Source organism: Archangium lipolyticum (assembly GCF_024623785.1).
GTDB lineage: Bacteria > Myxococcota > Myxococcia > Myxococcales > Myxococcaceae > Archangium > Archangium lipolyticum.
Genome location: NZ_JANKBZ010000047.1, coordinates 58004 through 69783 on the forward strand (window position 1 = coordinate 58004; position 11780 = coordinate 69783).

Genomic DNA, 11780 nt, shown 5'->3' on the forward strand with positions numbered 1-11780 from the left:
CCCATGTCTCCCGCGCTCGTCCGCCTCGGCCGGCAGCTGGTGCTCGTGCCCCTCGTCGCGCTCGCGTCCTACTTCCTCATGGCCGCGCTGCCGCTCACCACCGATGACGACGCCAAGCGCCAGGTGGCTCCGGAGGTGCTCGCGTCCTACCGGAGGGACCTCGGCCTGGGGCAGCCGCTCGGCTTCCTCCGCCCGTGGGTGAAGCTCTTCCGCGGCGAGCGCCTGGGCACCAGCGCCCAGGGCGTCACCGGCGACGAGCTGCTGTGGAAGCTCTCCGGCAGCGTGGGCGTGGGATTGGTGGCCCTGGTGCTCGCGCTCGGGTGGGCCCTGGCCTTCGCGCTGCTGCGGGCGCGGTGGAGACGGGGCCGGCTCGCCGTGCTCGGGGACGCGCTGCCGGCCGTGGCCTTCGGGACGCCCGTCTTCATCCCCGCGCTGCTGCTCGCGCCCGCGGTGGTGGAGCGCGGGCACCTGCTGCCCGAGCTGTCCGCCGCGCTCGTCATCTCCGTCTGGCCCGGCATCTTCCTCGGCACGCTGGTGGCGGACGCGCTGGACACGGAGCTGTCCCGGGACTACGTGCGCACCGCGCTCGGCAAGGGCCTGTCCCCGCACTCCGTGCTGTGGCGCCACGTGCTGCCCAACGTGCTGCCCGCGCTGCTGGACGCCGTGGGGCCCGTGGCCACCGCGCTCCTCGCCGGCTCCTTCGCCGCCGAGCGCGTCTTCGGCCTGCCGTACTTCGGCCAGCTCTACGTCCTCGCCGTGCTGCAGAAGCAGGTGGCCGTCGTCGTGGTGGCCACCACCGTCTTCGCCTCGCTGCTCGTCGCCGTCGGGCTGGGGGTGGAGCTCGTGCGCCTCTGGGTGGATCCGAGGGCCCGGGAGGCCCGGACATGAGCACGCGCCGCGTCCCCACGCGGGCCTGGGTGGGCCTCGTGCTGCTCGTGGGCCTGGGCCTGGCGAGCTGGCTCGCCGCCCGCGTCTTCCCCGAGGCGCTCGCCTCGACCTGCCCGTTGGGCACGGACCCCACCCACCCGGACCGTACGGTGTGCGAGCTGGCCTTCGGGGGCCTGTGGGTCTCCCTGGCCGTGGGCCTGATGGCCGGGGCCCTGTCCACCGCGCTGGGGCTCGGCGTGGCCATGGGCGCCCGGGCGGCGGGCGGCGCGGTGGAGCACCAGGTGCTGCGCGCGGTGGACGCCGTCTTCGCGCTGCCGGACGTGCTGGTGGTGATGGTGCTCCAACTTGCGGGCCAGTCGATGCTGGACGCGGGCCACGCGGGCGGACTGGGCCCCTTCGGGCTGATGGTGGTGTCCCTGGCCCTGGTGGGCTGGGCGGGTCCGGCGCGCATGTTCCGCAACCGCCTGGCCACGCTGGAGGGCCAGGAGTTCATCGCCGCCTCGCGGGCCCTCGGCGCCGGGCGCTGGCACCTGCTGCGCGTCCACCTCTGGCCCGCGCTGCGCCCCTTCGTGCTCGCCGTCTTCCTCAGCCGCCTGCCGACCGCCATCCTCGCCGAGTCCACCGTCAGCTTCTTCGGCATCGCCCGCATGGAGCCGATGTCGCTCGGCCGCTACCTGGGCACCAGCTACGCGGCCCTCATCTACGAGGGCGGCGCGCGCGTGGTGCTTCCCGCCTGGGGGTTGCTGGTGCTGCTCGTGCTTGGTGCCTCGCTGGCCTCCCAGGCACTCGGGGCTGGGACGCGCCGCGCCTGAGGGGAGCGGCGGTTCGCCCCCGGGGACGTTGTGAGTGTGGAATTCCGAGCATGCGTGTGGCCGTTCCCACCACACAACCCCCTCTCCCCGGAGCCACCATGTCCATCGTCAACGAGGAGCTCCCCATTGCCACCGGCCACAGCCGCTCCAGGACCCAGGCCGACGACAATCTGAAGCTGGAGCCGGTGAAGGGCTCGGTGCTCATCGTCGAGGACGACCCCGCCCACCGCGAGCTGCTGGTGGAACTGTTGACGCAGTGGGGCTACGCGCCGTTGCCCGTGGGCAGCGCGGAGGAGGCCGAGTTCGCCGTGCGCAACAAGCGCATGGACGCGGCCATCGTCGATGTCTTCCTCCCGGGCCGCAGCGGCACCAACCTGATGACGCGCCTGCGCGAGAAGTTCCCCCAGTCCGTGCTCATCGGCGTGAGCGCCATGAGCGATGCGGCCATGGCCCGCAAGTGCAAGGGGCTGGGCGCGGATCTGTTCATCGGCAAGCCGCTCGCGCCGGAGAAGCTCGCCCAGGCGCTGCAGTCCCGTCACAACAGCTGGCATTGATCCGCGGGCCGGGTTCGAATGGGTTGCGCGGAGGGGGCGAAGGTCGGACACTTCCCCTGTGCAGACACTCGCTCCCGGCTTCCTCATCGCCATGCCCCAGTTGGGGGATTCGACCTTCAAGCGCTCGGTCATCCTCATGCTCGAGCACAACGAATCGGGTTCCATGGGGCTGGTCATCAACCGGGGCGCCTCGCTGACGCTGGGTGAGCTGGCGAAGAATCAGTCCCTGGGCATCGCCCCGGAACGGGTCAACCAGCTCGTCTTCGTGGGCGGCCCCGTGGAGCCCCACCGGGGCTTCGTCCTCCACGACGACGAGCGTGTGACGGAGAAGCACGAGGTGGTGCCCGGCCTCTTCCTCAGCCTCACCCTGGACACGCTGGGCCCCCTCCTGAAGGATCCATCGCCCCACCTGCGCTTCTGCCTGGGCTACGCCGGCTGGGGCGCCGGGCAGTTGGAGAGCGAGCTCGCTTCCGGCTCCTGGCTCTACGCCGAGGCGTCCGCACGTCCCGTGCTCGAAGGGGACCCGGGTCTGATATGGGACAGCACCCTGAAGAGCATGGGGGTGGATCCCGCCATGCTCGTGAAGGGGAAGGGACTGAACTGATGCTCGATCCGAATGCCATCCGCCAGAGGATTCTCGGCGCGCTGCCCGGCTCGGAGGTGGACGTGCGCGACACCACCGGGACGGGAGACCACTTCGAGGCGCGCGTGGTGAGCCCCGCCTTCGGGGGGAAGTCCATGGTGGAACAGCACCAACTGGTGTACGCGCCCCTGCAGGACTGGCTGAAGTCCGGCGAGCTGCACGCGCTCGCGCTCAAGACCTATTCGCCCGAGCAGTGGAAGAAGCTCGGCAACCGCTGACGAGGAATCCGAACCATGACTCCGGAATTGAAGGCTCGTTTCGACGAGGAGATCCGCAACCACAAGATCGTCCTCTTCATGAAGGGCAACGCGCTGTTCCCGCAGTGCGGCTTCTCCGCGCGGGCGCTGCACATCCTGCGGCAGCACGGGGAGGTGCACACGGTGGATGTGCTGGCCGATCCCGAGATTCGCCAGGGCATCAAGGAGTACTCCAACTGGCCCACGATTCCCCAGGTGTTCATCAACGGGAAGTTCGTCGGGGGCTCGGACATCCTCATGGAGCTGGAGGAGCGTGGCGAGCTGGCCGACCTGCTCTCCGGCAAGGCCCCGGCCTGACCGTGTACGCCCCCTCTCCCTCTGGGAGAGGGCTGGGGTGAGGGTCTGCCGACCCCGAGGAGCGCCACATGTCCACCCGGGACGAGAAGCTCCAGCGCATCGTGGAAGCGCGCCTGAAACTCCGGGAGCGCTTCCTGGAGAGGATGGCGCGCACGCCAGGCGTGAGTGACGAGCGCCCCCAGGGCAGCGGTCCGCCGAACCGGCACGGCATGCCGAAGCTGCCGCCGGATCAGACCGAGACACGCAAGTGGCCGGTGCTGGACCTGGGTGTGCCGTTCGATCAGCCCTCGCTGGACGAGTGGGAGCTGCGCATCGACGGCGCGGTGGAGCAGCCCCTGACCCTGAGCTGGACGGACTTCCGGTCTCTGCCCCAGGCCGAGGATACCAGTGACTTCCACTGCGTCACGGGCTGGAGCCTGATGGACGTGCAGTGGAGGGGGGTGCAGTTCGCGACGCTCGCGGCGCTCGCCCGCCCGCTGCCCGGGGCGGCGTTCATCCTCGCGCACGCCTACGACGGCTACACCACCAACCTGCCGCTCGAGGAAGCCCTCAAAGACGACGTGCTGCTGGTGCACACGTACAATGGCAAGCCGCTGCCGCGCGAGCACGGTGGCCCGGTGCGGATGATCACGCCCCAGCTCTATGCCTGGAAGGGGGCGAAGTGGATCCGCCGCATCGAGTTCCTCCGGCAGGACCAGCCAGGCTTCTGGGAACAACGTGGCTACAGCAACACCGCGCATCCCTGGAGAGATGACCGCTACTCCTGAGCCGGGCCTGGGCGTCGAGCCGGGCGCGGAGCAGGGGCCGCTGCTCGTTCCCGTCGCGGATGTGCCCGCCACCACCGCTCCGCCCGAGGACCTGGTTCCCACGGAGACGCGGCCCACGCTGGGAGAGCGGGTGCGAGGCCTCCGCACCCGCTACGCGAAGTGGGAGCTGGCGCTCTTCTTCTTCGCGGGCTTCGCCTACGACATCCTCACGCTGCCGCGCATCGACAACCGGTTCGTGCTCACCAAGCACGGCCTGTACCTGGCCATCCTGGGCCTGTTGCTGCTGGCGGAGCTGCGCTGGAGCTGGGGAACGGAGCCGCCGCGCCGGCTGGCCCGGGTGTGGCGCTTCCGCGAGGACGCGCTGCACTTCTTCCTCGGCGGGCTGCTGAGCCCGTACACGCTCTTCTATTTCAAGAGTGCCTCCGGGCTGACGGCGTTCCTGTTCCTCGCGGGCGTCTTCGGGCTGCTGGTGGCCAACGAGCTGCCACGCTTCCGGGCGCTGGGGCCCGTGGTGCGCGTGGGGCTCTACAGCTTCTGTGTCACGTCCTACTTCGCGTACCTGCTGCCGGTGCTGTCCGGCTACTACAGCGGGAAGCTGTTCGTGGCGTCGGCGGGGCTGTCCTGCGTGGCGACGCTGCTCCTCTCCCTGCTGGCGCGTTGGTGGAGTGGGGACTGGCGGCGCACGCTGCGGCACGTGGCGCTGCCGGGGCTCGGCATCCAGGGGCTGCTGCTCGGGCTGTACCTGCTGAAGGCGATTCCCCCGGTGCCGCTGTCCATGCTGGCCAGTGGCATCTACCACGGCGTGGAGGTGGTGAAGGGACCGAAGGGCCGGGACTACCGGCTGCTCCACGAGCGCCCCGAGTGGAGGCCGTGGCAGCGCGGGGATCAGGACTTCCGCGCGCGTCCAGGCGACAAGGTCTACTTCTTCGCCAGTGTCTTCGCGCCCGCGAGCTTCAAGCCCCAGCGCGCGGGCGACAAGGGCACCCGGCTCGTCATCCGCTGGTACTACGACGATCCGGAGAAGGGCTGGAAGGAGTTCCACGCCTACGACGACCTGTACCTGGGGCAGGGCGGGCGCGAGCGGGGCTACCGGACGTTCGCGAGTCTGACCAATCCCCGCGCCGGCGACTGGCGCGTCTCCATGGAGACAGAGGACGGGCGGGAGATCGGCCGCCTGTCCTTCACCGTGACGCCGGACGAGAGCACGGCGCCCCGCGTGTTCAAGGCGGACGCGGGATAGGCCGCGTCCACCACGAAAAGAGAAGCATGCGGACCGCGTCTCATGGGAGACGATGCCCGGAGCAGTTGGGATTGATCTCCGAGCGCTTGAGTGAGCGCAACACCCGGCTCTTCGCCCAGGAGTCCTCCGCCGTGGACTACGCGGCGGCCTGGACGGATACGCTCGACTCGCTGCGTTCCATCCAGCTCCCGCCGCTGGTGGAGCGATACATCGCCGCCTATGAGGAGGTGGGCCACCGTGGCGCCTTCCTCTGGCGTTGGTGTTGGCGTGGCGTGGAGGAGACGAGCCTGCCGCTGGTTCCCGCGGAGTGGAAGGAGCACCTGCTCACCACCAAGCTGCTGGCCATCATCCTCAACGTGCTGCTGGACGACCTGGCGGACCAGCGGGGCTCGGAGACGCTCCTGGAGACGGCCCTGTCCATCCCCTTCCATCCCCAGGGACGGGCCGCTCCCGCGCCGGACGTGCCTCCCGAGGAGCGGCGCTACTTCGCGCTCATCGCGGAGCTGTGGCACGTCCTCGAGGAGCGCGTGCGCGAGTTGCCGCACCACGGCGTCTACCGTGAGCTCTACGTCTTCGACTACCGGCAGGTCTTCAACAGCATGCGCTATTCCGTGCTCACGCGGAACCGGCCGGCCCTGCACAACCTGGCGGAGAATCGGGCGTACTCCCCGCACAACATGAACATGATGGTGTTCGCCACGCTCGACCTGATGGCGGCGCCAGTGGACCCTGCGGAGCTGGGGACCATCCGGGAAGCGGTCTGGTACGCGCAGAGCATGGGACAGCTCGCCAACATGACGGCCACGTGGCGGCGCGAGGTGGCGGCGCGGGACTTCGCCAGCCGGGTGTTCGTCCAGGCCCTGGATGCGGGCGTGGTGACGGCCGAGCAGCTCCAGATGCTGCCGCCGGAGGACATCACTGCCAGCATCGAGTCCTCCGGGATGGAGGAGCGGCTGTTGGCCGAGTGGCGCGAGCAGCGCCAGCGGTTGGATGTCCTGATGGGCCGGGTGCGCTCCTTCGACATGGCCCACCTGGTCCGGGGTGTGGACACCCTGCTGGGTATGCACCTGGCCGCGCGGGGATTCATCTGAAGTGAACGCCCCACCTCGCTTCGCCACCTGTTTTCTGCGGTCTTGTTAAACTGCCCCACCGCCGAGGTAATGCATATGAGCGAAACGGTGGAAGGCAATGTCCCGGTGGTGCGGCGGTGGAGGGGAGAGCGGCGGCGCTGGAGCAGGAGGAAGTGGGTGGATACGGAGCCTCCCCCGCCTGGCACGAAGGTGGGGGGCTACCGGCTGGAGGCCCGGTTGGGCAGGGGCGGTCAGGGCACGGTGTACCGGGCCGGGCGCGGTGGCCGGCGGCGTGCCATCAAGTTCTTGTCCCTGGCCTCACCCGACTGGGCGTGGAGGGAGTTGGAGGTGCGGCTGCGGCTGCGGCGCGTGGGCGAATTGGCGGTGGAGAGCCATGGACTGTGGCCTCCCGGGCTCCCGCGCTACCTCTACCTCGTCACGCCCTACGTGCGCGGGCGCTCGGTGTACGACTGGGCCCGGTGGAAGAACCCCACCGCGCGCCAGGTGGTGGAGCTGGTGCTGGAGGTGGCGCGGCAGCTGGTGGAGGTGCACCGGGCCGGCGTGGTGCACCGGGACATCAAGGGCGGCAACGTGCTGGTCCGGCACGGGGACGGGATGCCGGTGCTGGTGGACTTCGGGGTGAGCACCTACGTCGGGGCCCCCGAAATCACCAACCCCCTGGGGATACCGGGCACGCGCCACTACCGCAGCCCCGAGGCGCTGCGCTTCCGTCGCGAGCACGCGGGCGAGCACTCTCCAGCGCGTGCCTCCGACGACTTGTGGGCCCTGGGAGTCCTCCTGTACTGGCTGCTGACGGGCGGCTACCCCTTCGACACGGAGGTGGCGGACGAGGCCGCGCTGGCGGACGTCATCCTGACGAGGGAGCCCGAGCCTCCGCACGTGTGCAACCCTCGCGTGCCCCGGGTGCTGGGCGAACTGTGCCTGCGCATGTTGGCGAAGCAGGCCGAGGCGCGCTTCCCGGATGCCGAGGCGCTGCGCGCGGCGCTGAAGGCGGTGCTGGCCGAGGCGGATGCCTCGTGGGACGTGGCCCTGTGCGAGGCGTGGGGCCCGGACGCCGCCACCACGCTCCAGGAGATGGGGGGCGACCTGGGGATGTGGCGGGTCCGGGCGCGGCGGCTGTTGGCCTACAGCCGGCGGCATGCCCGGCGCGGCCTGCCCGTACCACCCGAGGAGGCGTCCACGCTCGAGCGTACGCCGGAGGCCGCGCCGCCCGGGGCGGGGAGTGCCACGGCGGGTGAGCGCCCCGTTCCTCCACCGTCCCGAACATGGACGCCTCTCCGGCTCATGCTGGCTGGAGCCGTGCTGGTGCTCGGCCTCGTGGGCCTGCTCGTTCTCCTGCGTTCTCCATCCGGCTCCCCGTCCGAGGTGGGCTCTTCCATGACTTCCGAGGTGATTTCCGGCCGCACCATGCCCGAGGTCACAAAATCCGGCCAGGAAGTGGCGTCCACCTCGAAGCCACCGGAAGGTGAAAGAGGCGCGGCGCCCTCTCAGGCCACCACTTCCGCGCCCGTCGCTTCTGCGACGTCACGGAAGGAAGGCACGCGTGTGAGGACTCCCAATCAGGTGCCCACCCATCGGCGGGAGAAGAAGCAGCAACGCAACACGGTGCTCGATGCCTCGGGCAAGACCTGCATCTTGGTCTGGGTCGCGGGCCAGTTCGCCTGTGCCAGCCCCCAGGCCCAGGTGATTCCCACGGGCATGGGCAATCCTCCGCCCGCGTCCTGCCCGGCCGGCTCCGAGGAGACGATGAAGCAATTGGGGATCGGCATCGGAGCCCACGAGTCCGTTACCTTCTTCATCGATGGCGAGCCGATCTTCCGCAAGTACCCCACCGTGCGTCCGGGCCAGCAGGTCTCGCTCACCATGGGAAGATCCTATGGGAAGCTGCCGGCGCATACCCTGTACATAGGGACGCTCCTGTTCGGGGAAGGGCGTGTCTACGGGCGCTTCACCCAGGCCCAAACACCCCAGGGGTGGACCTATACCGTCTGCTTCGAGATCTACGGCGATCCGACGAAACCCGAGGAGAACGGCGTGGAGATGGAGCCCGGCAGCGGACCGGACGCCGCGAAGATCTTCTCCACGGTGGAGCTCCGTGCGGTGCGGCGTTTCGAGTAGCTCATGTCCGTTCTGTCTCTCTCCACCGCCGTATTGCTGCTCCTCCAGGTGAATGCACCGGCACGCGCACAGCCCGTGACGCGCTCCTGGGACATGACGGGCATGCCCCGCTTCGAATTGACCGCGGACACTCCCCGTGAGGCAGGAGACGTGCGCATCGGCCCGAACCTCACCACCACGTTCATCTTCGACACGCCGGTCCAACGTGAAGGTGTCGTGCTGGAGGCGCGCGAGCACTTCCGGCAGGTGTCGTTGTCGGAGGACGGGCTTCTTCTCACCCTGCTGCCCTCGGGTGAGCTGCCGCCGGGCAACCGGTTGAAGCTGACGGTGCGCTTCGCGGACGGGGCTTCGCCCACGAGCAAGGACTTCATGCTGGTGGTGGCTCCCCGCGCCGAGCCCCAGGTGGAGGTGTACCGCCGCCCACGCCCGGGTGACTCGTTCCGTCAGGAGGCCGAGCAGGCCGAGGCGAGATTCCAACTGTGCCAGGCGGACCTGACGCGGGAACGATTGGAGCATGGCCTGCCCCGGGGGCTCTCAGGGCTACTCGCACTGAAGCAGATGGACAAGGATGGGGTTCGTGCCAGGGAGATCTCCAAGGATCTCACCCTCCGCCCCGGAGAAGCTTTCGAGGTGATGCGCGCCGTGGGTTACCGCGCCAAGGGTGGCGAGATAGAGACCCCGGTGGTGCGACTGGCGGTGGATCTGGAGCTCTGGAACCGGGGTCCCCTTTCCTGGACTCCCACGCACGCGCAACTCGTGGGTCGGGACGGGCGATGGGAGGTGCAGGTGTGGCCCCCGGGGACCATTGCCTCGGGTGGCTCGCTTCGCCTGTTGGTGGAGGTGGAACTGCCCGGAAGAGTGCCCCCTGGCCCCTACCTGCTCGTGCTCTGGGACGAGAACGGGCATCGGACGGCATCTCTGTCGGGAGTGACGTTCCCGTAGACTCGGAATGGATTGACCAATGCGCTACGTCCTCCTGGTTCAGCTGGTGCTCCTGGGTCTTCCTGGCCTCGCACGGGCCCAACCCGCGAGCCCGTACACCCCGTGGATTGGCGGGGTGCCGGTGTCCTGCACGTCCTCCTCGGGAATGCCGGTGGCCTTCGTGCCGAACACCTCGCTCGCCGACGTTGGCCTGTCGTTCCCCGCGTGGCCCGATGTGCCGTCGCACGTCGAATACAACCCCGGGTTTCTGGCGCGGTTGCCACCGGGGGTACAGCTCTTCTGGTTCGGCCACGTGTGCGCGCACCAGGCCCTCGCGGAGGGTCTGAGCGAGGAGCTCGCGGACTGTGGGTCCATCCAGCTGTTGAAGCAACAGGGGCTCGTGTCTCGCGAGCAGGTCGTCGAGCTCCAGGCGTATCTGCTCAACGCGCCGGTGGTGGTGCCATGGGGCCACCGGCCGGGACCCACGCGCGCGGGGTTGCTGCTCGCGTGCTACGACCGGGCTCCTGGGGCCAGGGTATTCAACGGGCAGTCCGGACCGGTGGAGATTCCAAAAGAGCAGGAGTACCAGGGGGTGAAGCGCTGGCGCTTCTGCAGCTACATCCCCGGAGTGTCCGCGCCCACCTCGAGCGGCCATGTCACCCAGGACTCCTGTGAGAAGGAGCGCACGAAGCTCCAACGGAAGGCCGCGGGCCATGTGGTCAGTGCGTGCGTCCTGACCGCCTCGGAGCGGTGTCGGGCGGCCGTCCGTTGAGTCCGGTGTGCTAGGACGCGTGTCCATGGCCCGGTACATCGCCCTGCTGCGCGGTATCAATGTGGGTGGCAACAAGAAGGTCCCGATGGCGCGGCTCCGTGAGCTGCTGGAAGGACTCGGTTACACCGACGTCGCGACACTTCTTCAGAGTGGCAACGCCGTCTTCACGAGCAAGGAGAAGAACCCGGCGCAGATCGTCAAGCGGATCGAGTCGGCCATTGCCGGGGAGTTCGGCTTCGAGGTCTCCGTCGTCATCCGTACCCGGGACGAGCTGGCGGCGGTGATCAAAGCGAACCCCCTTCCCGGTGCCGAGGACGCTCCTTCACAGTTCCTCGTGACGTTCCTGTCCGACGTGCCGGATCCGAAGCGGCTGAAGGAGATCGACCCGGCTGCGTACCTGCCGGACGAGTTCCGTGTGGTCGGGCGCGAAATCTATGCCCGGTTCCCGAATGGCATGCGGGACTCGAAGCTGGCCAACGCGCTCGGCAGTCTGCGTCTGGGAGTCACCCCGACCGCCCGGAATTGGAACACCGTCACGAAGCTCCTGGAGCTCGCCGACCGCTGAACCGTTACGGCTCGGATTCAGCCCATGCGGCGGGGGGTGCTGCTTGTTCGGATGGGATGCGGTGCGTCTTGGCGGGTTGCGGCAACGGCACCTGCACCTCTTACTGGCGGCAGAGGCGTTTACCTGGGGGCGCGTGGACGTCGACGGGCGGCTCGCGGCGCAGCTCGCCGAGCGGCGCGTGGAGGTGGCCATCAGCGCGCTCGCGGTTGGAGTGGGCAAACTGGAGGCGCGCTACCTGTATTCGGGCGAAGTGCGCTGGCGCTTTGGCGAGTGGCTGTACGCGGTGGGCCTGGGGGTGGACCATGTCCGCTAAGACGGTGCGCACCTGGGCGGCCGGGCTGCTGTGGCTCTCCTTGCTGACCACGGGCTGCGCCACCGTGACGTCACGCGTGGGGCGCGGTGCGGTTCTGGAGCACAACCAACGTGGTGCGTCTGAGCCCATGTTGGCAGGCGAGCTGCGAGGCGACTCCCGAACCGCGCAAACAAGCCGCGGCGAGCCAGCTCGGCTGCACCGACGACGGGGTGAGCGCGTTCTGGGCACGGAGTTGGCCATGGTGAGCCCGGCCGAAATGGCCGTGCGCGCGGTGGCCAGTGGCGCCGTGCAGGTTGACGCCTTCGAGTACCTCTTGGCACTCGCGGGTCTGGACAACTTCAACGACCTGCCCCCGCGAGGCGCTCCCGTCACGCCCGAGGAGGCGGTCCGGGTATTGCCCTCTAGGTAGAAGCGCGGTAAGCATCCGGTCCAGCCCAGGGTGTCGGCCACCGAGGAGCATGGCACGGTGGCCGCGTGATGGACGGCACACCGACAAGCCTATCGCTGCTGAGCCTGCTGCTGGGCCCACGACTCGGGGAGGA

Annotated in this window: 15 protein-coding genes; all 15 read left to right on the top strand. The window is 69.2% G+C overall.

Annotated features, from left to right (window positions below; genetic code table 11):
- Positions 1-3 precede the first annotated feature (3 nt).
- The 15 genes from NR810_RS48625 (at position 4) to NR810_RS48695 (ending at position 11647) form a co-directional block, all read left to right on the top strand.
- Complete coding sequence (locus NR810_RS48625) at positions 4-888, top strand: ABC transporter permease subunit (RefSeq protein WP_257462698.1); 885 nt, start codon at positions 4-6, stop codon at positions 886-888.
- Complete coding sequence (locus NR810_RS48630) at positions 885-1700, top strand: ABC transporter permease subunit (RefSeq protein ID WP_257462699.1); 816 nt, start codon at positions 885-887, stop codon at positions 1698-1700. Before NR810_RS48625 ends, NR810_RS48630 begins: the two co-directional genes overlap by 4 nt.
- Before the next feature lie 98 nt (positions 1701-1798).
- The gene (locus NR810_RS48635) at positions 1799-2254 is read left to right on the top strand and encodes a response regulator (RefSeq protein WP_257462701.1); all 456 of its coding nucleotides are present in this window, start codon (positions 1799-1801) and stop codon (positions 2252-2254) included.
- Between the two features lie 58 nt (positions 2255-2312).
- Positions 2313-2858 carry a YqgE/AlgH family protein gene (locus NR810_RS48640; protein ID WP_257462703.1) on the top strand — a complete coding sequence of 182 codons (546 nt, stop codon included), beginning with the start codon at positions 2313-2315 and terminating at the stop codon, positions 2856-2858.
- On the top strand, positions 2858-3115 hold the full coding sequence (locus NR810_RS48645) for a BolA family protein (RefSeq protein WP_204220877.1): 258 nt from the start codon (positions 2858-2860) through the stop codon (positions 3113-3115). Before NR810_RS48640 ends, NR810_RS48645 begins: the two co-directional genes overlap by 1 nt.
- A 15-nt stretch (positions 3116-3130) precedes the next feature.
- Positions 3131-3451, top strand: coding sequence for a Grx4 family monothiol glutaredoxin (grxD, locus tag NR810_RS48650; protein WP_257462707.1), 321 nt, complete (start codon positions 3131-3133; stop codon positions 3449-3451).
- A 68-nt stretch (positions 3452-3519) separates the two neighbouring features.
- Complete coding sequence (locus tag NR810_RS48655) at positions 3520-4218, top strand: sulfite oxidase-like oxidoreductase (RefSeq protein WP_257462709.1); 699 nt, start codon at positions 3520-3522, stop codon at positions 4216-4218.
- Complete coding sequence (locus NR810_RS48660; RefSeq protein WP_257462715.1) at positions 4202-5458, top strand: DUF2914 domain-containing protein; 1257 nt, start codon at positions 4202-4204, stop codon at positions 5456-5458. The genes NR810_RS48655 and NR810_RS48660 overlap by 17 nt, the downstream gene beginning before the upstream one ends.
- A gap of 26 nt (positions 5459-5484) precedes the next feature.
- Positions 5485-6549, top strand: a complete 1065-nt coding sequence (locus NR810_RS48665) for a hypothetical protein (protein ID WP_257462716.1) — start codon at positions 5485-5487, stop codon at positions 6547-6549.
- A 156-nt stretch (positions 6550-6705) separates the two neighbouring features.
- On the top strand, positions 6706-8667 hold the full coding sequence (locus NR810_RS48670) for a serine/threonine protein kinase (protein ID WP_257462720.1): 1962 nt from the start codon (positions 6706-6708) through the stop codon (positions 8665-8667).
- A 3-nt stretch (positions 8668-8670) separates the two neighbouring features.
- Positions 8671-9609, top strand: a complete 939-nt coding sequence (locus tag NR810_RS48675; RefSeq protein WP_257462721.1) for a DUF2381 family protein — start codon at positions 8671-8673, stop codon at positions 9607-9609.
- Positions 9610-9628: 19 nt separating this feature from the next.
- The gene (locus NR810_RS48680) at positions 9629-10360 is read left to right on the top strand and encodes a hypothetical protein (RefSeq protein WP_257462722.1); all 732 of its coding nucleotides are present in this window, start codon (positions 9629-9631) and stop codon (positions 10358-10360) included.
- Between the two features lie 25 nt (positions 10361-10385).
- Positions 10386-10925: a DUF1697 domain-containing protein gene (locus NR810_RS48685; RefSeq protein WP_257462723.1), complete on the top strand. Its 540-nt coding sequence runs from the start codon at positions 10386-10388 to the stop codon at positions 10923-10925.
- 133 nt (positions 10926-11058) lie between these two features.
- Positions 11059-11238, top strand: a complete 180-nt coding sequence (locus NR810_RS48690) for a hypothetical protein (protein ID WP_257462724.1) — start codon at positions 11059-11061, stop codon at positions 11236-11238.
- Between the two features lie 238 nt (positions 11239-11476).
- Entirely contained in the window at positions 11477-11647 is a 171-nt protein-coding gene (locus NR810_RS48695; RefSeq protein WP_257462726.1) for a hypothetical protein, read from the top strand.
- The last annotated feature ends 133 nt before the right edge of the window (positions 11648-11780 follow it).

Excerpts from the sequence above, each read along its gene's own strand:
- NR810_RS48625 (WP_257462698.1), top strand. The coding sequence starts at position 4 with ATGTCTCCCGCGCTCGTCCGCCTCGGCCGGCAGCTGGTGCTCGTGCCC.
- NR810_RS48630 (WP_257462699.1), top strand. The coding sequence starts at position 885 with ATGAGCACGCGCCGCGTCCCCACGCGGGCCTGGGTGGGCCTCGTGCTG.
- NR810_RS48635 (WP_257462701.1), top strand. The coding sequence starts at position 1,799 with ATGTCCATCGTCAACGAGGAGCTCCCCATTGCCACCGGCCACAGCCGC.
- NR810_RS48645 (WP_204220877.1), top strand. The coding sequence starts at position 2,858 with ATGCTCGATCCGAATGCCATCCGCCAGAGGATTCTCGGCGCGCTGCCC.
- grxD (WP_257462707.1), top strand. The coding sequence starts at position 3,131 with ATGACTCCGGAATTGAAGGCTCGTTTCGACGAGGAGATCCGCAACCAC.
- NR810_RS48655 (WP_257462709.1), top strand. The coding sequence starts at position 3,520 with ATGTCCACCCGGGACGAGAAGCTCCAGCGCATCGTGGAAGCGCGCCTG.
- NR810_RS48660 (WP_257462715.1), top strand. The coding sequence starts at position 4,202 with ATGACCGCTACTCCTGAGCCGGGCCTGGGCGTCGAGCCGGGCGCGGAG.
- NR810_RS48665 (WP_257462716.1), top strand. The coding sequence starts at position 5,485 with ATGCGGACCGCGTCTCATGGGAGACGATGCCCGGAGCAGTTGGGATTG.
- NR810_RS48675 (WP_257462721.1), top strand. The coding sequence starts at position 8,671 with ATGTCCGTTCTGTCTCTCTCCACCGCCGTATTGCTGCTCCTCCAGGTG.
- NR810_RS48680 (WP_257462722.1), top strand. The coding sequence starts at position 9,629 with ATGCGCTACGTCCTCCTGGTTCAGCTGGTGCTCCTGGGTCTTCCTGGC.
- NR810_RS48685 (WP_257462723.1), top strand. The coding sequence starts at position 10,386 with ATGGCCCGGTACATCGCCCTGCTGCGCGGTATCAATGTGGGTGGCAAC.
- NR810_RS48695 (WP_257462726.1), top strand. The coding sequence starts at position 11,477 with ATGGTGAGCCCGGCCGAAATGGCCGTGCGCGCGGTGGCCAGTGGCGCC.